General features: G+C 64.6%; 16 protein-coding genes, 1 tRNA gene and 1 pseudogene. 12 read left to right on the plus strand and 6 right to left on the minus strand.

Annotation, left to right across the window (positions count from 1 at the left end):
• Positions 1 to 5: 5 nt before the first annotated feature.
• Together AO716_RS05300 and AO716_RS05305 are read right to left on the minus strand one after the other, a co-directional pair.
• Positions 6 to 79: transfer RNA gene (locus AO716_RS05300), tRNA-Arg, on the minus strand.
• Positions 80 to 111: 32 nt separating this feature from the next.
• Complete coding sequence (locus tag AO716_RS05305; protein WP_160317909.1) at positions 112 to 663, minus strand: MarR family winged helix-turn-helix transcriptional regulator; 552 nt, start codon at positions 661 to 663, stop codon at positions 112 to 114.
• A gap of 97 nt (positions 664 to 760) precedes the next feature.
• On the opposite strand from AO716_RS05305, the pseudogene AO716_RS05310 reads away from it, so the two are divergent.
• Positions 761 to 2,728, plus strand: a pseudogene (locus AO716_RS05310) (MMPL family transporter); the annotation flags it as partial.
• An 18-nt stretch (positions 2,729 to 2,746) separates the two neighbouring features.
• Here AO716_RS05310 and AO716_RS17675 read toward each other — a convergent pair.
• On the minus strand, positions 2,747 to 3,391 hold the full coding sequence (locus AO716_RS17675) for a hypothetical protein (RefSeq protein ID WP_152969868.1): 645 nt from the start codon (positions 3,389 to 3,391) through the stop codon (positions 2,747 to 2,749).
• A 65-nt stretch (positions 3,392 to 3,456) separates the two neighbouring features.
• On the opposite strand from AO716_RS17675, the gene AO716_RS05315 reads away from it, so the two are divergent.
• The 5 genes from AO716_RS05315 to AO716_RS05335 all read left to right on the plus strand — a co-directional run bounded on the left by AO716_RS05315 (position 3,457) and on the right by AO716_RS05335 (position 10,600).
• Complete coding sequence (locus AO716_RS05315; RefSeq protein WP_055239931.1) at positions 3,457 to 4,260, plus strand: inositol monophosphatase family protein; 804 nt, start codon at positions 3,457 to 3,459, stop codon at positions 4,258 to 4,260.
• Between the two features lie 77 nt (positions 4,261 to 4,337).
• Positions 4,338 to 6,830 carry a DNA helicase PcrA gene (gene pcrA / locus AO716_RS05320; RefSeq protein ID WP_055239932.1) on the plus strand — a complete coding sequence of 831 codons (2,493 nt, stop codon included), beginning with the start codon at positions 4,338 to 4,340 and terminating at the stop codon, positions 6,828 to 6,830.
• 198 nt (positions 6,831 to 7,028) lie between these two features.
• A complete protein-coding gene (gene sucC, locus AO716_RS05325; RefSeq protein WP_055239933.1) occupies positions 7,029 to 8,198 on the plus strand; it encodes an ADP-forming succinate--CoA ligase subunit beta in 1,170 nt (389 codons plus the stop codon).
• Positions 8,199 to 8,229: 31 nt separating this feature from the next.
• Positions 8,230 to 9,132: a succinate--CoA ligase subunit alpha gene (gene sucD / locus AO716_RS05330; RefSeq protein WP_055239934.1), complete on the plus strand. Its 903-nt coding sequence runs from the start codon at positions 8,230 to 8,232 to the stop codon at positions 9,130 to 9,132.
• 82 nt (positions 9,133 to 9,214) lie between these two features.
• Positions 9,215 to 10,600: a sugar porter family MFS transporter gene (locus AO716_RS05335; RefSeq protein WP_055239935.1), complete on the plus strand. Its 1,386-nt coding sequence runs from the start codon at positions 9,215 to 9,217 to the stop codon at positions 10,598 to 10,600.
• 41 nt (positions 10,601 to 10,641) lie between these two features.
• Here the strand turns inward: AO716_RS05335 and AO716_RS05340 are convergent, their stop codons facing one another.
• Together AO716_RS05340 and AO716_RS05345 are read right to left on the minus strand one after the other, a co-directional pair.
• Complete coding sequence (locus tag AO716_RS05340; protein WP_055239936.1) at positions 10,642 to 12,216, minus strand: alpha/beta hydrolase family protein; 1,575 nt, start codon at positions 12,214 to 12,216, stop codon at positions 10,642 to 10,644.
• Between the two features lie 150 nt (positions 12,217 to 12,366).
• Positions 12,367 to 12,966: a hypothetical protein gene (locus AO716_RS05345; RefSeq protein WP_152969869.1), complete on the minus strand. Its 600-nt coding sequence runs from the start codon at positions 12,964 to 12,966 to the stop codon at positions 12,367 to 12,369.
• A gap of 403 nt (positions 12,967 to 13,369) precedes the next feature.
• Here AO716_RS05345 and AO716_RS05350 point away from each other — a divergent pair, with 403 nt between their 5' ends.
• The 3 genes from AO716_RS05350 (at position 13,370) to AO716_RS05360 (ending at position 16,779) form a co-directional block, all read left to right on the plus strand.
• Complete coding sequence (locus AO716_RS05350) at positions 13,370 to 14,425, plus strand: zinc-binding dehydrogenase (RefSeq protein WP_055239938.1); 1,056 nt, start codon at positions 13,370 to 13,372, stop codon at positions 14,423 to 14,425.
• Between the two features lie 81 nt (positions 14,426 to 14,506).
• Positions 14,507 to 15,145, plus strand: coding sequence for a TetR/AcrR family transcriptional regulator (locus AO716_RS05355; protein ID WP_055239939.1), 639 nt, complete (start codon positions 14,507 to 14,509; stop codon positions 15,143 to 15,145).
• A complete protein-coding gene (locus AO716_RS05360) occupies positions 15,142 to 16,779 on the plus strand; it encodes an MDR family MFS transporter (RefSeq protein WP_055239940.1) in 1,638 nt (545 codons plus the stop codon). Before AO716_RS05355 ends, AO716_RS05360 begins: the two co-directional genes overlap by 4 nt.
• 72 nt (positions 16,780 to 16,851) lie before the next feature.
• On the opposite strand, the gene AO716_RS05365 is transcribed toward AO716_RS05360, so the two are convergent.
• Positions 16,852 to 17,976 (minus strand): VIT1/CCC1 transporter family protein, encoded by a 1,125-nt coding sequence (locus tag AO716_RS05365; RefSeq protein ID WP_055240096.1) that lies wholly within the window; start codon positions 17,974 to 17,976, stop codon positions 16,852 to 16,854.
• 339 nt (positions 17,977 to 18,315) lie between these two features.
• Here AO716_RS05365 and AO716_RS05370 point away from each other — a divergent pair, with 339 nt between their 5' ends.
• From AO716_RS05370 to AO716_RS05380, 3 genes are all read left to right on the plus strand, one after another.
• The gene (locus tag AO716_RS05370; RefSeq protein WP_055239941.1) at positions 18,316 to 20,067 is read left to right on the plus strand and encodes a long-chain-fatty-acid--CoA ligase; all 1,752 of its coding nucleotides are present in this window, start codon (positions 18,316 to 18,318) and stop codon (positions 20,065 to 20,067) included.
• Positions 20,068 to 20,079: 12 nt separating this feature from the next.
• Positions 20,080 to 21,252 carry an AI-2E family transporter gene (locus AO716_RS05375; protein ID WP_055239942.1) on the plus strand — a complete coding sequence of 391 codons (1,173 nt, stop codon included), beginning with the start codon at positions 20,080 to 20,082 and terminating at the stop codon, positions 21,250 to 21,252.
• Positions 21,253 to 21,472: 220 nt separating this feature from the next.
• Positions 21,473 to 22,051, plus strand: coding sequence for a helix-turn-helix domain-containing protein (locus AO716_RS05380; RefSeq protein ID WP_055239943.1), 579 nt, complete (start codon positions 21,473 to 21,475; stop codon positions 22,049 to 22,051).
• Positions 22,052 to 22,077: the final 26 nt, after the last annotated feature.

The following is a 22,077-nucleotide window of genomic DNA, read 5'->3' on the forward strand; positions in this document are numbered from 1 at the left end:
AAAAGTGCCCCCGGCCGGAATCGAACCGACGACCTGCCCTTTAGGAGAGGGCCGCTCTATCCTACTGAGCTACGGAGGCGTGGCCGCCGGCGTCCGGCAGCGATAAACAGCTTACCTGTTTTCGGCTCCGGGTGCCGCGCGGCCTGCACGGACGCCCTGCCGGGGCGTGGCCGGGCGGGCGGATGGGTCCGGATGGTGGCCGTCGGCGCCGTCGATCCGCTGGAGGTAGGTGTTGTAGGCCTGCCGCATTCCGGTGAGGAAGCCGTGGATCGTCTCCAGCTCTGCCTCGGAGTAGCGGTCCATCACCTCAGTAGTAAGGGCACCCAGCGGTCCGAAGTACGCTCCGGCAAGCTCGCGGGCAAGTGGTTCAAAGTGAAGCGTGACTTTGCGCCGGTCCTCTTCCGAGCGTGCGCGGTGGATATGCCCGATTTTCTCCAGGCGGTCAATGACTGCGGTCGTGGCCCCGGTGGACGTGCCCAGCAGGGCGCTCAGGCGCCCGGCAGTGAGCGGTTCCCCCCGGACCTCTGCCTCCATCACCAGGGTAAGTGCCCGCATGTCCGTGGAATTCAACCCGTGGTTGTGGGCAAATGCGTCCGCAACCAACTGGCCATCCAGGCCCATGCCACGGACAGCATTGACTATCTCCCGACGCAGCGCGTTCATCTCCACCATCACATAGTAGCTTCACGTTGAAGTATCTCTAAATAAGAGATACTTTGTTCTCTAGTTACTTTGCTTCCTACCACCAGGAGTACCACCCATGAGCTCGAAGATAGTTAAATCCGCGAGAGCAGCGTTAATTACGCTGTTCCTCGGCCTGGTGGTGATCGTGGGGCTCTTCTCCATCCCGGTCCCCGAGAATGAGTCCTCCACGGTGGGCCAGCTCAGCGACAAGTACCAGGTCACCCAGGTGCAGGAGCTGCTCAAGGAGTTCCCTGATGCGCAGCAGTCCACCGCGCTCGTTGTCGTTTCGCGCGAAGACGGCGGCGAAATGACGGAGACAGACATTGCGGGCATCGCTGACATTAGTGCGGCGGCAACGGAAGCCGGCGTCGAAGCCCCTCCCGCGCAGGTTCCGCCGCTGGTCTCCGAGAACGGCGTTGTGGCCCTTATCCCCGTTACCCTGCAGGCTGCCAGTGACGACGGCGATGCCGTGGGCGATGAAGTCGCAGCCCTGCGTGAGGCAGTCAGCGACGCCGCGCCCCAGGGTCTGAAGGCCGAACTCACCGGCGGAGCTGCGTTTACCGCCGACCTTGCCGGTGTTTTCGCCGGCGCAAACTTCACCCTCCTGGCGGTCACGGCTGCAGTTGTGGCACTGCTGCTGATCATCACCTACCGTTCGCCGTGGCTGTGGATCGTGCCCCTGGCCATCGTGGGCACCATCGAACAGCTTTCGCTCCGCATGGTGGACGTGCTTGCGCCGCTCGCGGGGATTGAGGTTGACCCGTCCGCCGTCGGCATCACCAGTGTCCTGGTGTTCGGTGCCGCGACGAACTACGCCCTTCTGCTTATCGCCCGCTACCGGGAAGAACTCCGGGTACACGACAGCGTCTACGCTGCGATGGGCAAGGCACTCAGCCGCACCCGCGAAGCGATCATCGCCTCCGGCGGCACCGTCATCCTGGCGCTGCTGACCCTGCTCTTCACGGACACCATGAGCTACCGCGGCCTTGGCTTCTCTGCAGCAGTGGGCATCGTCTTTGCCATCCTCAGTGCGCTCTTCCTGCTTCCAGTGGCTCTGGTGCTGCTGGGACGCAAGCTGTTCTGGCCGTTCGTGCCCAAGGTCGGAGACCCGGCACGTGAAGGCAAGTTCTGGGGCAAGCTGGGCGACGCAACGGCCCGTAAGCCGAAGACGATCGCCGGCATCGCCGTCATCGTCCTGCTGGTCATGGCCAGCGGTCTCTTCAGCGCCAAGATCGGCCTGAGCGAAAACGAACAGTTCACTGACAAGCCCGAAGCGGTGACTGCCGCAGAGACGCTTTCCGAAGGCTTCGCCGCAGGTTCAACCTTCCCGGTGATCGTGCTGGTGGACTCGGATGAAGCAGAAGCGGCAGCCGAAGAGCTGGGGAGTGTGGACGGCGTGGACAACGCCACCGTCAGTGCCGAGCATGACGGGCTGACCCGGATCGACCTGATTACCGCCTACGAAGCCGGCACCGATGAGGCCAACACCTTCATCCGGGACCTTCGCTCGGACCTGGCGGAAAACCCGGACTACGGAGCCCTGGTAGGTGGCGAGGCAGCCGAGCGGGTTGACCAGCTGGACGCAAATACGCATGACGTGACGCTGGTTGTTTCCCTGGTCATCATCCTGGTGTTCCTCGTGCTGCTGGTGCTGCTGCGGTCCCTGGTAGCCCCGTTCCTGCTGGTCGCCTCCGTGCTGCTGACCTTCTTCGCGGCAAGCGGCCTGAGCTGGCTGCTGTTCGAGAACGTGCTGGGCTTCCCGGCGCTGGACACCCTGACACTGCTGTACAGCTTCCTGTTCCTGGTGGCCCTGGGTGTTGACTACAACATCTTCCTGGTCACCCGGGCCCGGGAGAACGCCGGCACCATGGGAACCAAGAAGGGCATGCTGGCAGCACTGCGCTCCACCGGCGGCGTGATTACCAGTGCAGGCATCCTGCTGGCCGCGGTATTCGTGGTGCTCGGTGTGCTGCCGCTGGTCACCCTGACCCAGGTGGGCATCACCGTGGCGATCGGCGTCCTGTTCGACACCCTGATCGTGCGGACCGTTATTGTGCCGGCCCTAGTGTTTGTCCTCGGTGACAAGTTCTGGTGGCCGTCCCGGCCGGGCGCTAAAAACGGCAAGCACGGACGCCACCAGGCTGAGCCCGAGGAGGACCCAGCGGGCGACCGTGAGGATGCTGGCCAGGCCAGCGTCACCGGCCGCTAGCTCCGCGGACCCCAGAACGCCGTCAATGGCGACGTTCTCCCAGAGATCCGCTATGACAAAGAGGATCGGAAAGGCCCACAACACCCAGCGGAGCGAACGCCGCCGGGTATTGAGCCCGATGATCAGCAGCCACGCGAATCCGAAGATCAGGGGAAAGAGGGTGCCTGCCGTCTTGTGGACGTAGCTGAGCTGGCCCAGCGCATCGGCATCCAACGCCGAGCGCAGGGCCGCCAGGTACTCCATGTCGTACCCGCCGATCAGCGAGTCCGGCATGGCCAGGCCCCCGGAAAGCTGGGTCATCTGGTCCAGCACCAGCAGGTGGTAGTACCAGAACATAAACAGCGCGGTGGCCGCCGCGGCAATCACGACCAAATTGGCGTTGGTCTTGGCCTGCTGCGGCGTCCGCTGCGTTGTTGGATTGGCAGGGACCTGTGCCCCTGCCGGAAGCTGTGCCTTGTCGCCGTGCTTGGCGGCGCGCTGTGCCGGAGTTTTACCCATACCTCCAGTATGGCGGAGGCCTGCCCGCTCCTTGCTGCATGTGGCAGCCGGGCTAGGCTAAGGGCATGAGTGCCTACGCCGCCGAAGAAGATTTCGCCCTGGCCGCCTCCCTGGTCCGTGAGGCAGGGGCGCTCGCCCTGGCCATGCGCCGCGAAGGGCTGACCGGGAAACAAAAAACCTCAGTCTCAGACGTAGTGACCGCAGCTGACCATGCTGCGGAAGAACTCGTCCTCGAGACCCTCCGCCGGCTGCGGCCAGAGGACGGGATCCTCGGTGAAGAGGGTGCCAGCCACGAGGGGACCTCCGGGCGCACGTGGGTCATCGATCCTGTGGACGGCACCTACAATTTCCTCTCCGGCTCTACCTACTGGTGTTCTGCGCTCGCTCTGCGGGACGATCGGGAAGCGGACACGGTGAGCGGGAACCCGCCCGTGCTGCTTGGTGCGATCTTCCAGCCCCAGGAGGACCGGCTGTGGCTGGGCGGACCCGGGCATCCGGCAACCCTGAACGGTGAAGAGCTTCCCGCGTTGAAGGATGCCGACCTGGACCGGCTCAGCGCCGGCACCTACCTCCACCCGACCTGGCTGAAGCGCGAAGATGTTGCCGGCCCCTGGACCCGTGCGGCCTCAGGCGCCGCAACCCTGCGCATGCTGGGTTCGGGATCCTGTGACCTCGGTTCCGTGGCAACGGGCCGGCTGGGCCTCTGGTTCCAGCACAGCTGCCCCGAATGGGACTGGCTGCCGGGCAAGGCAATCGTTGAAGCGGCTTCCGGCACGACGGCGGTGATCGAGGTCCGCGGCTTCCGCTGGTACATAGCCGGACCCGCAGCAGCCGTCCGCGAAGTCCAGCGCCGGCTGGCGGACAGCTAGGCAAAAGGTCCAGGGACCGGACGCCGGAAACGGCGTTCGGGAAAATGTCCGGGCCAGCACCTAGACTTAAAACCACCATGGACTATCTCTTTGATCCGTACTTTTCCACGCCCGCGAAGACCAAGGCCTCCGCGGACTCCGCAGACGAGCAGGGCGGCCAGGACAAAACGGCGGAAGCTGCCAGGCAGGATGCAGGGCATTCCCGCGGCCGTTCCCCGCGCGTGGATGAAGCACGGGCCGCGGATCTGCTGCGCGGTCTGAACCCGCAGCAGGAGGAGGCCGTGAAGCACGCGGGATCGCCGCTGCTCATCGTGGCCGGCGCCGGGTCGGGCAAGACCAGGGTGCTCAGCCACCGGATCGCCTACCTGATGGCTACCGGCCGCTCCAATCCCGGCCAGATTCTGGCCATCACGTTCACCAACAAGGCCGCAGCGGAAATGCGTGAGCGGATTGAATCGCTTGTGGGCGGGGTGGCCAAGACCATGTGGATCTCCACCTTCCACTCATCCTGCGTGCGCATCCTCCGCCGCGAGGCCAAAGCCGTGGGGATGAACTCCAACTTCTCCATCTATGACTCCGCAGACACCCTCCGGCTGATCACGCTGGTGGCCAAGGGCCTGGACCTGGACCCCAAGCGGTTCGCGCCCAAGGCGATCGCCAACAAGATTTCGGGGCTCAAAAACGAACTCATCGACGACGAGTCCTATGCGTCCAGCGCCAACTATTCGGATCCGTTCGAGCAGGCCGTGGCCCAGGTCTACACCGGGTACACCCAGCGCATGCGCCAGGCCAACGCCATGGACTTCGACGACCTGATCGCCCAGACCGTCTACATGTTCCGTGCCTTCCCCGGTGTGGCGGAGTACTACCGGCGGCGCTTCCGGCACATTCTGGTGGACGAGTACCAGGACACCAACCACGCCCAGTACGCCCTGGTCCGTGAACTCGTGGGGGTGGAGGGTGAAGGCCACCTGGACATTCCGCCCGCCGAACTCACCGTTGTCGGCGACTCCGACCAGTCCATCTACGCCTTCCGCGGCGCAGATGTCCGCAACATCGTGGACTTTGAGAAGGACTACCCTTCCGCCCGGACCATCCTGCTGGAACAGAACTACCGCTCCACGCAGACCATCCTCTCGGCGGCGAATGCGGTGATTTCCCGCAACCCCAACCGGCCGGAAAAGAAGCTCTGGACCGCCGAAGGGGACGGCGCCAAGATCGTGGGCTACGTAGGGGAGAACGAGCACGAGGAAGCCCGGTTCATCGCCGAGGAAATCGACCGCCTGCAGGACGAAGAGAACCTGCGGCCCGGCGACGTCGCCATCTTCTACCGCACCAACGCCCAGTCCCGTTCACTTGAAGACGTGCTGGTGCGCGTCGGCCTGCCGTACAAAGTGGTGGGCGGCACCAGGTTCTACGAGCGCAAGGAAATCAAGGACGCGCTGGCGTACCTGCGCGTGCTGGCCAACCAGGACGACGTCGTGAACCTGCGGCGCATTCTCAACGAGCCAAAGCGCGGAATCGGCGACCGCGCGGAGTATTCCGTGGCCGCATTGGCGGAGCGGGAACGGATCAGCTTTATGACGGCACTGCGCCGGGCAGAAGAGGCTCCCGGCCTGGCCACGCGGTCGCTGAACGCCGTGAACGGATTCGTGAAGCTGATTGACGACCTGGCGGAAGTCGCATCAGGATCCGGAGCGTCGGCAGCACTGGAAGCCGTGCTGGAACAGACCGGTTACTTGGCGCAGCTGCGTTCCAGCGCCGATCCCCAGGATGAATCGCGGGTGGAGAACCTGGCTGAACTGGTCGCCGTCGTGCGTGAATTCGAACGCGACAATCCCGAGGGGACGCTTGAGCAGTTCCTGGAGCAGGTGTCCCTGGTCGCGGATGCGGACCAGATTCCGGACGCCCCGGAAGGCTCCGCCGAGGAAGTCGCCGCCGCCGTCGAGGAATCCCGCCGTCAGGGCGTTGTCACGCTGATGACGCTGCACACCGCCAAGGGCCTGGAGTTCCCGGTGGTGTTCCTGACTGGTATGGAACAGGGCATCTTCCCGCACCAGCGCTCCGCTACCGATCCCGCAGAGCTGGCAGAAGAGCGGCGCCTGGCTTACGTGGGACTGACCCGCGCCCGCCAGCGGCTCTACCTGACCCGGTCCGAGGTGCGGAGCATGTGGGGGCAGAGCCAGTACAACCCGGCCAGCCAGTTCGTGGGGGAGGTGCCTGCGGACCTCATCGAATGGAAGCGTGAAGGCATGGACCGCCCAACCTGGGGAGGCGGCGGAAGCATCACCTCCAGCCGGTACAGCGGCTCACACTGGGGTGCGGGCTCGTCCTCATCAACGGGCGGCAGCATTGCGGCCGCACCGGTGTCCAAGGCCATGGGCCGCGTCCAGCCGCAGAAGGAAGTCATTTCGGTGGCGGTCGGAGACAAGGTCAACCACACATCCTTTGGCCACGGCACCGTGCTCGCCGTTGAAGGGGCGGGGGATAAGACGGTGGCGAAGGTTAAGTTCGACGCCGGGGAGAAGCGCCTGCTCCTGCGATACGCCCCGCTGACCAAGGAGTCCTAGCACACAAGGTCTCCATAACGGACAGCCGGATTTTCTACAAACCATAGAACTGTGCCCTTCATCACTAAAGCGGTAGTCTGTGAGGGGCCTGAAGAGCCGAGGGACTAAAGTTCCAATGGGGCAGCCCGGCTTCATGCATCTGCTTCGCGATCAGCTGATCGAATGTAAACCTACTTCGACGTAGAAGGACACTAGCCCGTGGACCTGTTTGAATATCAGGCGCGCGATCTGTTTGAGGCGCACGGTGTACCCGTGCTCGCCGGAATCGTGGCGCACACTCCTGAAGAAGCCAAAGCTGCAGCCGAGAAGATTGGCGGCGTTGTAGTCGTCAAGGCACAGGTGAAGGTTGGCGGCCGCGGCAAGGCCGGCGGCGTCAAGGTGGCAAAGACCGCTGACGAAGCCTTCGAGCACGCCAGCAACATCCTCGGGATGGACATCAAGGGCCACACGGTCAAGAAGGTCATGATCGCCCAGGGTGCCGACATCGCCGAGGAGTTCTACTTCTCCGTCCTGCTGGACCGCGCCAACCGCAACTACCTGGCCATGTGCTCGGTTGAAGGCGGCATGGAAATCGAGCAGCTCGCCGTTGAGCGTCCCGACGCCCTTGCCCGCGTCGCCGTTGACCCGGCAGTTGGCATCGATCAGGCCAAGGCCGAAGAAATCGTCGACGCAGCCGGCTTCGCTCCGGAACTGCGCGAAGGCGTGGTCAACGCCATCCTGAAGCTCTGGGATGTCTTCACCAAGGAAGACGCCACACTCGTGGAGGTCAACCCGCTGGTCAAGACCGGTGCAGGCGACATCGTTGCCCTGGACGGCAAGGTCTCCCTGGATGAGAACGCTGACTTCCGCCAGCCCGGCCACGCCGAGCTGGAAGACAAGGATGCAGCCGACCCGCTGGAAGCCAAGGCCAAGGCGAACGACCTCAACTACGTCAAGCTCGACGGCGAAGTTGGCATCATCGGTAACGGTGCCGGCCTGGTTATGTCCACGCTCGACGTCGTTGCCTACGCCGGCGAAAAGCACGGCAACGTCAAGCCCGCCAACTTCCTGGACATCGGCGGCGGCGCCTCCGCAGCCGTGATGGCTGCCGGCCTGGACGTCATCCTCAACGATGAGCAGGTCAAGTCTGTCTTCGTGAACGTCTTCGGTGGAATCACCGCCTGCGACGCCGTTGCCAGCGGCATCGTCAAGGCTCTGGAGATCCTCGGCGACGAGGCCAACAAGCCGCTCGTAGTCCGTCTGGACGGCAACAACGTCGAGGAAGGCCGCCGCATCCTGGCCGAGGCCAACCACCCGCTGGTCACCCTCGCAACCACCATGGACAACGGCGCCGACAAGGCTGCCGAGCTCGCCAACGCAGCTCGCTGACCGAGCCGATCCCCAGAAAGAGAATTCACATATGTCTATCTTCTTGAACAAGGACTCCAAGGTCATCGTTCAGGGCATCACCGGCGGCGAAGGCACCAAGCACACCGCCCTGATGCTCAAGGCCGGGACCCAGGTTGTGGGCGGCGTCAACGCCCGCAAGGCCGGCACCACCGTGACGCACGGCGATGTTGAGCTGCCCGTCTTCGGCACCGTTACCGAGGCCATGGAGAAGACCGAGGCTGACGTCTCGATCGTCTTCGTCCCCCCGGCATTCACCAAGGACGCCGTGATGGAAGCAATCGACGCCGGCATCGGCCTCGTTGTGGTCATCACCGAAGGTGTTCCCGTCCAGGATTCGGCTGAGTTCTGGGCACACGCCCAGTCCAAGGTCGACGCTGACGGCAACCAGGTCACCCGCATCATCGGCCCGAACTGCCCCGGCATCATCACCCCCGGCGAAGCACTGGTCGGCATCACGCCGAACAACATCACCGGCAAGGGCCCGATCGGTCTGGTCTCCAAGTCCGGCACCCTGACCTACCAGATGATGTACGAACTGCGCGACCTCGGCTTCTCCACCGCCATCGGCATCGGCGGCGACCCGGTCATCGGCACCACCCACATCGACGCCCTCGCAGCCTTCGAAGCTGACCCCGAGACCAAGGCGATCGTGATGATCGGCGAAATCGGCGGCGACGCCGAAGAGCGCGCAGCCGAGTTCATCAAGGCCAACGTCACCAAGCCGGTTGTCGGCTACGTGGCCGGTTTCACCGCTCCCGAAGGCAAGACCATGGGCCACGCCGGCGCCATCGTCTCCGGTTCCGCAGGAACCGCCCAGGCCAAGAAGGAAGCCCTTGAAGCTGCAGGCGTGAAGGTCGGCAAGACGCCGTCCGAGACCGCTGAACTGCTGCGCGAAGTCTTCGCTTCGCTCTAAGCTCCACCAGCACGGCCCCCGTGCCCGGATTCATTTCCGGTGCACGGGGGTTTTGTGCGTTCACCATCAGAAAGACAATTCAATGAGTTCCAAGCCAGCCGCTTCCCGCAAAGTACCGGGGGACCACCGCCGGGCACTGCGCCGGGCCACCTGGATAGCCACCCTTGGCGGTTTTCTCTTCGGTTACGACACCGGAGTGATCAACGGGGCGCTGCCCTACATGCAGGATGATCTGGGGCTGACCCCCTTTACTGAAGGCCTGATCACCTCCAGCCTGCTCTTCGGTGCCGCATTTGGTGCCGTTGGAGCCGGACAGCTCGCGGACCGGCTGGGCCGCCGCCGCCTCCTGCTGATCCTGGCCGTAGTCTTTATGGCCGGTGCCGCGGGCACCGCTGCTGCGCCGGGCGTGGGACTGATGGTGCTCGCCCGCGTTGTGCTGGGCCTAGCCGTCGGCGGCGCGTCCGCCGTCGTGCCCATGTTCCTCGCCGAGCTGGCCCCGGCGTCCCGCCGCGGCCAGCTGGTCACCCGCGACCAGCTGATGATCGTTACCGGCCAGCTGGCGGCCTTTGTCTGCAACGCGGTGATCGGCAACCTCTGGGGTGAAGAGGGCAATGTCTGGCGGTGGATGCTGCTCGTGGCCACCGTTCCGGCAGTCGCGCTCTGGATCGGCATGCACTTCGTGCCGGAGAGCCCGCGCTGGCTGGGGTCAAAGGGCCGATACGCGCAGATGCTGACGGCGCTGCAGGAAATCCGCAGTGCTGAAGAAGCCCAGGCGGAGTACGAAGAGATCAAGGGGCTGGCAGGCACCACACGCACCGGCCGGCTGAAGGACTTCGCCGAGCCGTGGCTGCTGCGGGTGCTGCTGATCGGCATGGGACTCTCCATCGTCCAGCAGATCACCGGCGTCAACGCGATCATCTACTACGGCACCCAGATTTTGGCTGACGCCGGCTTCGGCACCGAAGCTGCGCTGACGGCCAACATAGCGAACGGCGTTGTCTCCGTTGCCGCCGCCCTGATCGGCATTTGGCTGCTGGGTAAGGTATCGCGCCGGCCCATGCTCATCACCGGCCTGCTGGGTACCACCACCACCCTTGCGCTCATCGGTGCTGCCTCGATCCTCATGCCCGAAGGCACCGCCCGCGGTTTCACCGTCCTGTCCCTGACTGTCCTGTTCCTGGCCTTCCAGCAGGGTGCTGTCTCCCCGGTGACTTGGCTGATGCTGGCGGAGATCTTCCCGCTGCGCGTCCGTGGCTTGGGCATTGGACTGTCCGTGTTCGTTCAGTGGATGGCCAACTTCGCGGTCGGCTTCTCCTTCCCCATGCTGATGGCCGCCCTGGGTATTTCCAACACGTTCTTCATCTTCGTTGCCCTGGGTATCTGCGCGGTGCTGTTCGTCAAGCGGTTCATGCCGGAGACCCGCGGTCTGTCCCTGGAAGAGGTCGAGCTTAAGCTGCGCAAGGCCTAACCCCGGGTGCGGCCCTTTTGCCGGGCCGCACCCGGGTCCGGTTACTGCACCACCGGGTAGTCGGCAATCACGGGCAGGGACACCGACGCCGTGAAGGACGTCAGCGCCGTGACCTTCGGGGAGATGTAGACCGAAGAGCTCGGCGTCACCTGCAGTACCAGCCTGCTTTGCGGCGTCACCAGGTAGGAGATTTCCTCCAACGGGACGGTGACCGTCCGTTCGGTGCCGTCCAGAATGAGCGGCACCGGCGTCACCTGGTTACCTGCCACCAGTGAGCTGCGGGACTTGTCGATAATCTGGGCGTACACATGTGTGTTCGGGGTCCGCGAAGTTCCGCGGTAGGTGAGCGTCAGCTGCGGCGCACCAAAGACCTGGGTTGCCGCGGCCGGGGCGGTGACGGGAGCGTTGACGGCTACCGGCGCCCAGGCCGCCGCAATGACGCCTCCGCTGACGGCAGCGGGGGAGAGAAGCAGGGTTCCCTTCCCGGTTCCGGTCAGTGAACCGACGGGAGCGGGATAACCGTCCGCGGCACGGCTGGTTCCGAGCTGGTCGATGAACTCAAAACCGGGACCGGTTGAAACATCGTTGCCGTCCAGATGCTTGCTGAACCAGTTCAGGACGGCGCCGGTGATCCGGTCCGGTCCGGCCACGCCGGAAGTGCACAGTCCGTGTCCGCCGCAGAACTGCAGCATCTTCACTTCGGTGCCGGCTGACTTGATCAGGTTGTAGTTCCGGGTGGCTTCGTTGAGCGTAAACAGGGTGTCCACAGTGCCCTGGATTATCAGTGTGGGCGCAGTGATCGACGTGAACATGCTCTGCGGAGTCAGGGATTCGAAGTACGCCAGGGACTCCGGACTCAGGGTGTTCGGATAGCGCATTCCCTCGCGGCAGGCCTTGCGCACCGGCGCGGCAAGGGCGCCGCTGTTGCCGACCAGTTCGCCCAGCTGGCCGGTGAGCGTACCTTCCAGGCAGAGCAGGCTGCCCCAGCCGGATTTAAATGACCCTTCCTTGTACAGGCTGGTGGTTAGGTTGTTCCACGCGATCGTCGGCGCGATGGCGTCCACCCTGTCATCCATGGAAGCAAGGACAAACTGGATGCCGCCGCCGTAGGACGCTCCGGCCATGCCCAGTACCGGATCGCCGGGAGCATCGAGGGCGGCCTCGGGCTGGTTGGCGATGAAATCAATGAGGACCTGCCCGTCCCGGCCCTCATAGGCTGGATTGTTGACGTACGCCTCGCCGCCGCTGAAACCGAAACCGCGGGGATCCCAGGTCAGCACGTTGTACCCGGCTTCCCGCAGCGGGGCGAGTCCGATGGAGCCGATCAGGGTACTGGTGGAAGTGGACGGGATACGCCCGCCGGGCAGGCCGAATCCGGGGCCGACCATGACCGTCGGTGCCTTTTCGCCCGCCTGCAGGCCCAGGGCGGGGAAGAAATTGGTGTGTATCGGCGTCCCGTCGAAGGACTGGACTACGACGTCGGTGCGGACCTTGGGTGCTGCGGCACCCGCGTCCGGATCCGTCAGCGCCGAGGCAGGCGGGGCTGCCAGGACGGAGGCGGCCACAAGGGTACCCGCAGCGAGCAGGGCTGGGAGCTTGCGCAGAGGAGACCTCATTCGGTGACTTCCTTGTCAGAGAGGTGTAAAGCTACCGGGCGGTAGGTAGCCAGAGACTAGGATCCCTAACGACTGGGAGACAAGACCCTGGCCCTACTTCGGGGGCTTTTCGGCGGGAACCGGTTATCCACGCACTCCGTCAGGAGGGGCCTAGGTGGCAGGATTTCCGGTGGCGGCCAGCGCCGGGTCCGAGGAACATGCAGAGGTGATCTGCAGCGTCTGTTCGTAATCGGTGGCCGAGAACTTCACGATGCCGCCCGCAAAGGATGCCGTGAAGGTGTAGGCGGTTTCCGGCGGCGCATCAGGTCCCGGGGTCAGCGCTGAGAGCATATCCGCACCCGAGCCCAGCAGGACCCGCTGGGCACGGTCACGGGCGGATTCGGGGGAGGCAGGTGCGGGGCCGGCCAGCTGGAGTTCCAGCAAATGGCGCCGCGGTCCTGCGGCGCTCCCGGTTCCCTGAGTCACGGCTGTCCCGGACGAAGCCGGGCACGCCACGGGCCGCGGTACCGGAGGAGTACCTGGCCTCAGTGCGCTGCCATCCTGGTAGGTCCAGCCGGCCGGGTCCAGTGCATCCGTCAGGGACCCGGCCAGCACCTGCTGTTCTTCGCCGAGCTCAGCGGCGGTAAGTTCGGCGCCGCCGGCTGGGGGACCGGCGGCGGGGGCGGCAGGCGGTATGGGGGATACCGAGCCTGCTGCCAGCACGATCCCGGCGGCTACGACGCACATGGAGCGTGGATCTGGCCTTCTCATCTGCGGCATTTTGCCGGTGAGAAGAAAATCTGTCGAGAGTAGTACGGCCTAGGCTGCCCTGACGCAGCCGGGAATGCGCTTCCACGTGCGGCGGCAGAGTGTCCGCGGTACCCGTGCCTGTGGAGCCAGACGGACTGGCAGACCCTTGCAGTGCCTAAGCATTTTCCACCCGTTTCTTGCTCGTATCCTGCCATCAAAGCCGTGTCCGGCAGCGGTGTCCGGAGCCTTCCCAGGGGAACTGGACTGGGAACTGAACCGGGTCTCGGGCTGCCGTTTGGCCCTCACTGCCCACGGTAATCCGGAATTCGTAATCCGCACATGGGGAGAACTACCCATGCACCTGGCTTTCCCTTACGCCGTTAGGCTGGTATGAGAACCTTTGCCCGCTTACAGAAAGGCCATTATGCGCGCCACCATCATCCACGGTCCCGGCGATATCCGCGTTGAAGACAGGGAGTATCCGCAGGTGCTGCGCGATGGCGACGCGGTTGTCCGGGTGAGCGCGGCCTGTGTCTGCGGATCCGACTTGTGGCCCTACCGCGGTATCCGCGAAACCCGCGAGCCGCGGGCGATTGGCCATGAATTCGTGGGTGTAGTTGAAAGCGTGGGAACCGGCGTTGCGTCTCTGGCCCCGGGCGACTTTGTGATTGCTCCGTTTACCGGTAACTGCGGGAAATGCCCGCCCTGCCGCTCCGGCGTCACGGTCGCGTGCGAAGAACTGGTCGGATGGGGAAGCACAGATACCCGCGGGGACTTTGTCCAGGGTGCGCAGGGCGAAGCGGTCCGGGTGCCCAATGCGGAGGCAACCCTGGTGAAGGTTCCCGGCGTCGTTGATCCCGATGACGCACTGCTGGCTGACCTGCTTACGCTCTCCGATGTGATGGGCACCGGCCACCACGCTGCCGTCAGCGCAGGCGTGGGTCCGGGGCAAACCGTAGTCGTGGTGGGAGACGGCGCGGTCGGCCTCTGTGCCGTCCTGGCCGCCTCGCGACTGGGCGCCGGGCGGATCATCGCCATGTCCCGGCACGAGGACCGGGCAGCGCTTGCCCGCGAATTCGGAGCCACCGACGTCGTAGCCGAACGCGGCAGGGAAGGCGCGGCCCGGGTCCGTGAGCTGCTCGGCGGCGTGCCCGCGGATGCAGTGCTGGAATGCGTTGGGACGGCGGAGTCGATAGACCAGGCCCTGCGCTGCACCCGTCCCGGCGGGCGCGTCGGATTCGTCGGAGTGCCCGCGGGCGGGGCGGAACTGCCCATTGGAGTACTTTTCGCCAAGAACATCACGGTGGGCGGCGGGATGGCGCCTGTGCGCACCTATCTGCCGGAGCTCCTCGAAGACGTTCTGGCGGGAAAGATCCATCCCGGCAGGGTGTTTGACTCCGTGCTGTCCCTGGAGAAGGCCCCGGAAGCTTATGCGGCCATGGACCAGCGGCAGGCCGTGAAAGTCATGCTCAAGCCGTAAAAATGCTCAGCCTCCTGTGATTCTTTGCACAACTGCAATTTTGCAGTTGTGAAAATTACCCCCTGATGACAAAGTAGTTCGGTGAGTCAACTACTTTCCCTCCGCGATCGCAAGCGCGCCGAAACCTGGGCGGCGCTGCACGCCGCCGCGGCCCGCCGCGCCGTCGAAGACGGACTGGAAGGGGTGAACGTTGAAGTCGTCGCCGAAGAGGCAGGTGTTTCAGCGCGGACGTTCTTCAACTATTTCCCGTGCAAGGAAGATGCCGTCCTGGGCCTCCGGGATCCGTGGGTGGACCCGGCCATGCTCGAGTCCTTCGACATCGAAGGGGACCTGCTGGCCGAAGTCAGCACGCTGATGCTCTCCGTCCTGCGCACCATCCAGGGTGGGGAAGACTCCGCTGAACAGCGGGCCCGCATCTATGAGGCCTTCCCGCACCTGCGTCATCAGCGCTACCAGTACATCCTCAAGGTCGAGCAGCTGGTCCTTGAGACTGTCCGGAACCAGCTGGCTGAATCCCGCCGCTGGCGCGAGCAGGGACCTGACTCCGGCTGGTATGGACACGACGTCGACGACGTCGCCTTCACTATCGTCCTCACCGCCAGCACCCGCATGCGCTACGTCATGCAAAAAACCTGGCTTACCCCCACTTCCACCGCACAGTTCGAGGCCCTCGACCAGGGCCTCGAACTCCTCCGAGACGTCTTCAAGGAACTTCTATGACGAAAACAGCTGCCAAAGCAGCTCCCACGAGCAACGGGAAGAAACCCAGCCTCGTCCTGGTATTCACCGCACTGGTCCTGGCCATGCTCCTTTCAGCGCTGAACCAGACCATCCTCGGCACCGCACTGCCCACGATCGTGGGTGAACTCAATGGTGCCAACCTCATGCTCTGGGTCATCACGGCCTTCATCCTGGCCTCCACGGTGATGATGCCCATCTACGGCAAACTGGGCGACCTGATCGGACGCAAGTACCTCCTGGTCGCGGCGATCATCATCTTCCTGGCAGGTTCCGTTGTCGGCGCACTGTCACCGGACATGACCTGGCTGATCATTGCCCGCGTCATCCAGGGCATTGGTGCCGGCGGCCTGATGATCCTGTCCCAGGCGATCATTGCCGACGTCGTGCCTGCCCGTGAGCGCGGCAAGTACATGGGCTGGATGGGCGGCGTCTTCGCGTTCTCGTCCGTAGTTGGCCCGCTCATCGGCGGCTGGCTGACCGAGGGTCCGGGCTGGCGCTGGGCGTTCTGGTTCAACATCCCCGTCGGCGTGCTGGCACTGCTGGGAGCACTGTTCTTCCTCAAGCCGCGTGCCGTGACGTCACGTCCCAGGATCGACCTGTGGGGCATGGTCTTTATTGCGCTGGCCACCACCGGCCTGGTGCTGGTGAGCAGCTGGGGCGGCAGCACCTACGAATGGACCGACCCGGTAATCCTGGGCCTGGTCGCCGGTACCATTGTTTCCGCCGTCGTCTTCGTGATGGTTGAACGCCGCACCGCCGAGCCGATCATCCCGATGGAACTGTTCCGGGACCGGAACTTCAACCTCTCCACCGCCTCCGGCCTGCTGACTTCCGTGGCCATGTTCGGCGCCATCGGCTACCTGCCCACGTACCTGCAGATGGCCACCGGCGCCAGCGCCACCGAGGCCGGCATGCTGATGATCCCCATGATGGGTGCCCTCCTGTTCAGCTCAGTGCTGTCCGGTTCACTGGTCTCCAAGACCGGACGCTACAAGTGGATGCCCATTGCAGGCTCGGCCATCATGATCCTGGCGCTGCTGCTGATGGGGTCCATCACAGCCGACTCGCCTGTCTGGCAGCTGTGCGTCTACATCGCCGTCCTTGGCCTTGGCCTGGGCCTGAACATGCAGATCCTGGTGCTGGTGGTGCAGAACTCCTTCCCCATGCGGCAGGTGGGCACCGCCACGGCAGCGAACAACTACTTCCGCCAGATCGGTGCCACCCTGGGCTCGGCCGTAGTCGGCAGCCTCTTCGCGCACCGGCTTTCGGACCTGCTCGGCGAGCGGCTTCCCGCCAGCGCCGCCTCGGCAACCGGAGGCGGCAATTCGCTGACGCCGAAGCTTGTCCATGAGCTGCCCGAAGCCATTCAGGACATCATCATCCGGTCCTACAATGAGGCCCTGATTCCGCTGTTCCTCTTTATGGTGCCCATGGCAGTTGTAGCGACGATCCTGTGCCTGTTCATCAAGGAGAAGCCGCTGGCTACCCGCCTTGAGCCGGAAGTCATGCCCGAAGCCATCGGTGAAGGCAACGTCCTGATCAGCGCCGAGGACGAGGGCAACGGCCCCAGCACCACGGAGCTTCGCCAGGTCAGCGCGTCCACTCCGCGCTAGCAGACGCTGCACAGAAACTGCCCGTATGAGCGCTCATACGGGCAGTTTCTGTTATCTGGATGGGAGGGGCGGCTAGAGCGGGCCGGTCCCGAACAGCAGGCCCAGGGCGTACGTGACTGCGGCAGCACCCAGTCCAATACCGAGCTGGCGCAGTCCGCGCTTGAGCGGGGACGCCCCGGAGAGCAGCCCGACAATTGACCCGGTCAGCAGGAGGGCGATGCCCACCAGGACGCAGGAAAGAACGACGGCGGACAACCCGCCCATCCCGAACAGGTATGGCAGGACGGGAATGATGGCGCCGGAGGAGAAGAAGCAGAAGCTGGACAGGCCTGCTCCGATACCCGTGCCGACGGTCTCATGGTCCTCTCCGCTGGCTTCCTGCATTTTCTCCGGCTGGAGGGACAGGGACGGGTCGCAGTCGCAGGTATACAGCCCCATGCGTTCGGCCGCGCGGTGCTCGGCGGCTTCCCTGGACATGCCCCTGGCCCGGTAAACCAGCACCAGTTCATTGGCATCGATGTCCAGGGATTTCGCAGCGGACAGCGTCACCTGGGTAGGCCGGGAGGCTTCCAGGAGTTCCCGCTGCGAACGGACTGAGACGTACTCCCCTGCACCCATCGACAGTGCTCCGGCGAGAAGGCCGGCAATACCGCTGAACAGGACGAAAGTGCTTGATACTCCGGTGGCCCCAATTGCCATCACCAGTGCGAGGTTGGAGACCAGGCCGTCGTTCGCACCGAAGACAGCGGCCCGGAAGTTGCCCGAGAGGCGGGTGCGTCCGCGCGTGGCCAGGCCACGGACCACTTCTTCATGGATCTGTTCATCAGCTGCCATGGCGCTGGTGGCGCTGGGGTCGTCGCTGTAGGGGGAGCGGCCCTCCGCGCGCTGCGCGAGTGCCAGCACAAAGACAGAACCGAACCGCCGGGCCAGCAGGCCAAGGAGCCGGTTGCGGAAGGAGGGGCGCATCGGCTTGTCCGCTTCCGGTCCGAGCAGGCGGCGCCAGTGCTCTTCATGGCGGCCCTCCGCCTCGGCCAGGGCCAGAAGGATGTCCCGTTCCTCTCCGTCGCGGCGTTCGGCGAGGTAGCGGTAGGTAGCAGCTTCAGCCTGCTCATCGGCAAGGTACTGGCGCCAGCGGCGTCGTTCGGCGCTGGTGGGCTTGGATCGCTCAGGGGGTGACTGCCCGTGAGTTGGTGGGATGTTCACACACGCTCCTGGTCACGGCCGGAGCAAAAAAGGGGGCGCTCCGGCCAGCTTGATAACTGGCCGAAGGTCTCGCTCGCCGGGTGCCGTGCACCGCGGTGGAGTGCCGGGCTGCTGCTGCAGCCAGTATGTCGACAGTCCTCGGAAATCCGTTCCAATTTTTGTGCGGCCGAAGCCGAAACTAAGATTGGACGTGTACCGGAGCTACTCCCCTTCAGCTTTCAAGTGTAGCCCAGGCCAGCCGCGATTCCCCTCAGGAGGGTGAACGAAAAATGCAGGTCTTCCCCGCCCGCCCAGGGGGCATGCGCCCCGCCCAGCAGCGGATAGAGTTCAACCGTGAGTAAAGCTTCCAAGGGATTCCCTGACTTTCACCGGCCGTGGACACGCCATTATGCGGAAGGCGTGCCGCAGAACCTAAAGCTCCCCGAAGGGTCCCTGGTGGACATGGTCGAGGACTCAATCAGCAAATACGGTTCCAAACCCGCGCTGCAGTTCTTCGGTGCCACCACAAGCTACCGCGATATGGGCGACCAGATCCGGCGGGCCGCCGCCGGGCTGAAACGCCTTGGGGTCAAGCGCGGTGACCGTGTGGCACTGGTACTTCCCAACGCCCCGCAGCACGTTGTGGCGTTCTACGCCGTCCTGCGCCTGGGCGCGGTGGTGGTGGAACACAACCCGCTCTACACCGACCGCGAGCTGCGGCACCAGTTTGAGGACCACGGCGCCACGGTGGCGGTGGTCTGGGACAAGACAGTTGACCGGATCCAGTCCCTGCCGGCAGACATTCCCGTCCGGACCATCGTTTCCGTAGACCTGATCAGCGCCATGCCGCGAACCACGCAGCTGGCGCTGAAGCTCCCCATCCCGGCCGCCCGCCGCAGCCGTGCAGCGCTGGCTCCGGAGAAGAAGCCCCGCAGCGCCGGCCGCCGCGTCGTGGCGTGGAAGGATCTCCTGGACCACAGGCCGCTGCCGCGGCGCCACCCGCATCCTAAGGCAGAGGACCTGGCTGCCATCCAGTACACCTCCGGCACCACAGCGGACCCCAAGGGGGCGATGCTCACCCACGCCAACCTGATGGCCAATGCTGCCCAGGGACGGGCATGGATTCCGGGACTTCGGATGGGCAGGGAAACCGTCTACGGCGTACTGCCCATGTTCCACGCGTACGGCCTGACGCTCAGCCTCACCTTCGCGATGAGCATTGGGGCGAGGCTGGTCCTTTTCCCGAAGTTCGACGTAGACCTGGTCCTGAAGGCGGCCAAGAAGACGCCCCCGACCTTCCTGCCCGCGGTTCCGCCCATTTACGACCGGATTGTGGCCGGGGCCCAGGAGCAGGGCATCTCCCTGAAGGGAGTCCGGTTCGCGATCTCCGGTGCCATGAACCTCCCGGCAGCAACCGTGGATGCTTGGGAAAAGGCCACCGGCGGCTATCTGATCGAAGGCTACGGACTGACCGAAACCTCGCCGGTGGCATTGGGAAACCCGATGGGCCCCACCCGCAAGGCCGGCACCGTGGGAGTGCCGTTCCCGCTGACGGACATCAAGGTGGTTGACCCGGAGGATCCAACCAGGGAACGCCACCGCGGCGAAGCCGGTGAGCTGCTGATCCGCGGACCCCAGGTCTTCCAGGGGTACTGGAACAAACCCGCCGAAACTCGGGCCGCACTGCTCGACGGCGGCTGGTTCCGTACCGGTGATATCGTCTCGGTGGACGACGACGACTTCGTGACCATCCGGGACCGGATCAAGGAACTTATCATCACGGGCGGTTTCAACGTCTCTCCGACAGAAGTCGAGGAAGCACTGAAACGCCACCCGGCCGTCGCCGAGGCTGCCGTGGTGGGGCTGACCCGGACCGGCGGCGGAGAAGACGTGGTGGCTGCCGTCGTTGCCCGTCCTGACATGCAATTCGACCCCGATGAGCTGCGTTCGCACGTCCGCAAGGAGCTGGCAGCGTACAAGGTTCCCCGCCGAATCGTGCAGATACCGGACCTGCCAAGGTCGCTGATCGGCAAGGTCCTCCGGAGGCACGTCAAGGAATCACTGCAGACCAAGGACGCCGGCCCTGAAGCCGGACCCACAACCTAGACGGGAAAACACATGGACAGCCAACCCGGCTCCAGTTCGAACCTGACCGAGTCGAGGAGGCTGCAGGGGTACTGGAACGACGGCCTCGGCCACGCTGCGCTGCGTTCGGCACAGCTTCTGCTGGTCCTGCTGCTCGTTGGCGTGGCGGTTTATGCCCTGACCCGGGTGACGCTGGTGGTCATTCCGGTGCTGCTCGCCCTGATCCTTGCAGCGGCTATTGCACCGTTCGTGAACTGGCTGCGGCGCAAGGGCTGGCCGGGAGCACTCGCAACCGGCACATCCTTCCTGCTGCTCCTTATTGTCTTCGGCGGTTTGGTCACCGGAATCGTGTTTGCGGTGCGGAGCGAGTGGTCCACACTCGTGGACCAGGCGGTCGCGGGATTCGATGAGCTGTACAGGCTGGTGCAGGAAGGCCCGTTTGCAGTCGACGATTCCGCCATGCAGGAAGCCCGCGACGCCGTACTGGACTTCGCGACGTCCTCGACGGTGGGCAGCGGGGCACTGGCCGGGTTGTCCGCTGCCGGTTCCTTCGCCACCGGGTTCGTGCTCATGGCCGTGGTGCTGTTCTTCTTCCTGAAGGACGGGGACAAGATCTGGGCGTTCGTCCTGCGCTGGTTCAGCGGGGAACGGCACCGGAAGGCATCACTTGCCGGCGCGAGGGCCATGGAAGTCCTGGGCGGCTACGTCCGCGGGACGGCCATCGTCGCCGCCGTCGACGCCATCTGCATCGGCGCTGCCCTGTTCATTCTTGGGGTGCCCCTGGCTCTCCCGCTTTCCGTGATTGTGTTCGTTGGTTCCTTCATCCCGCTGGTCGGCGCGACTGCGGCCGGCATCCTGGCGGCCCTGATTGCCCTGGTGGCCAACGGCCCGGTGGTGGCCCTGATCGTGGTGATCGTGATCATCGCGGTGAACCAGCTCGAAGGCAACTTCCTGCAGCCGGTGGTGATGGGCCGGACCCTGAGCATCCACGCGCTGGTGATCCTTCTTGCACTGACCGCCGGAACGATCCTTGCCGGCATCGTCGGAGCGATCCTGTCCGTGCCGATAGCAGCCGTCTCGTGGGCCGTGATCAAGGTCTGGATTGGTGAGGACCAGGGCGACCCCGCGGAGGTCCCTGAAGTTGCGTCCGACGACGCCGAGTCCCCGGAAATGGGAAGCACCGGGGCCGGACAGGCAGGGGATTAACCGTCCGGACCCGGTGCAGTACTGGGGAACCGGCCGCAGCCGGCATATGTCGCTGGGAAACTATTGTTTACTTACGCTAGTGCGCGGCTGTGGCACCGGTCAATTAGTGTGAAGTATGCCGCCTCGGCACTGCTTGCGTAATGACCGGACGGCGGTTACAAACGCGCTTCCCGGGATCCCGGCGGGCACTGATTACCGGGTTGGAAGGACGGCTGGATTGATGAAGGCACTGTCGGTGGAACCGAGCAACGCTCCAATCGCCATCGGATCCAGGATCCGCACCGCCAGGCAGGCACGCCACCTCACCATTGAACAGGTCGCGGAGTCAACCGGACTGACCAAGGGTTTCCTGAGCCGGGTGGAACGGGATCTCACCTCACCGTCCGTGGCGTCGCTGGTCACGCTCTGCCAGGTGCTTTCAATTTCGATCGGTGACCTGTTCCTTCCGCCGCAGACCACGCTGGTGCGCTGGCCGGACGCGCCGGGAATCAACCTCGGCGGCAGCGGAATCAACGAGCGGCTGCTGACTCCGCGCACCGAACGCCAGGTCCAGGTGATCCGTTCGGAAATCGGCCCGGGAGGCAGCGGTGAAACGGACCTGTACTCCGTGGACTGTTCGGTTGAGGTGCTGCACGTCGTCGAGGGCAGGCTTGACCTTATCTTCGCAGCCGAGACCATGAACCTTGCCGCCGGTGACACCGTGACCTTCCCGGGCAAGGAATCACATTCCTGGCGCAACCCCGACACCGGGGCCGCCGCCGTCGTAATTTGGACACTGGTTAGCCCCGGCTCCGCCTAGCAACCTTCCAAACGGGCACCGCTGCG

It is taken from the genome of Arthrobacter sp. Edens01, from assembly GCF_001307035.1.
Classification (GTDB): Bacteria; Actinomycetota; Actinomycetes; order Actinomycetales; family Micrococcaceae; genus Arthrobacter_B.

Bases quoted from the DNA above. Each gene is read 5' to 3' on its own strand.
- AO716_RS05315 (WP_055239931.1), top strand. From the start codon at position 3,457: ATGAGTGCCTACGCCGCCGAAGAAGATTTCGCCCTGGCCGCCTCCCTG.
- AO716_RS05380 (WP_055239943.1), top strand. From the start codon at position 21,473: ATGAAGGCACTGTCGGTGGAACCGAGCAACGCTCCAATCGCCATCGGA.
- pcrA (WP_055239932.1), top strand. From the start codon at position 4,338: ATGGACTATCTCTTTGATCCGTACTTTTCCACGCCCGCGAAGACCAAG.
- AO716_RS05305 (WP_160317909.1), bottom strand. From the start codon at position 663: ATGAACGCGCTGCGTCGGGAGATAGTCAATGCTGTCCGTGGCATGGGC.
- AO716_RS17675 (WP_152969868.1), bottom strand. From the start codon at position 3,391: ATGGGTAAAACTCCGGCACAGCGCGCCGCCAAGCACGGCGACAAGGCA.
- sucD (WP_055239934.1), top strand. From the start codon at position 8,230: ATGTCTATCTTCTTGAACAAGGACTCCAAGGTCATCGTTCAGGGCATC.
- AO716_RS05375 (WP_055239942.1), top strand. From the start codon at position 20,080: ATGGACAGCCAACCCGGCTCCAGTTCGAACCTGACCGAGTCGAGGAGG.
- AO716_RS05335 (WP_055239935.1), top strand. From the start codon at position 9,215: ATGAGTTCCAAGCCAGCCGCTTCCCGCAAAGTACCGGGGGACCACCGC.
- AO716_RS05345 (WP_152969869.1), bottom strand. From the start codon at position 12,966: ATGAGAAGGCCAGATCCACGCTCCATGTGCGTCGTAGCCGCCGGGATC.
- AO716_RS05350 (WP_055239938.1), top strand. From the start codon at position 13,370: ATGCGCGCCACCATCATCCACGGTCCCGGCGATATCCGCGTTGAAGAC.
- AO716_RS05360 (WP_055239940.1), top strand. From the start codon at position 15,142: ATGACGAAAACAGCTGCCAAAGCAGCTCCCACGAGCAACGGGAAGAAA.
- AO716_RS05340 (WP_055239936.1), bottom strand. From the start codon at position 12,216: ATGAGGTCTCCTCTGCGCAAGCTCCCAGCCCTGCTCGCTGCGGGTACC.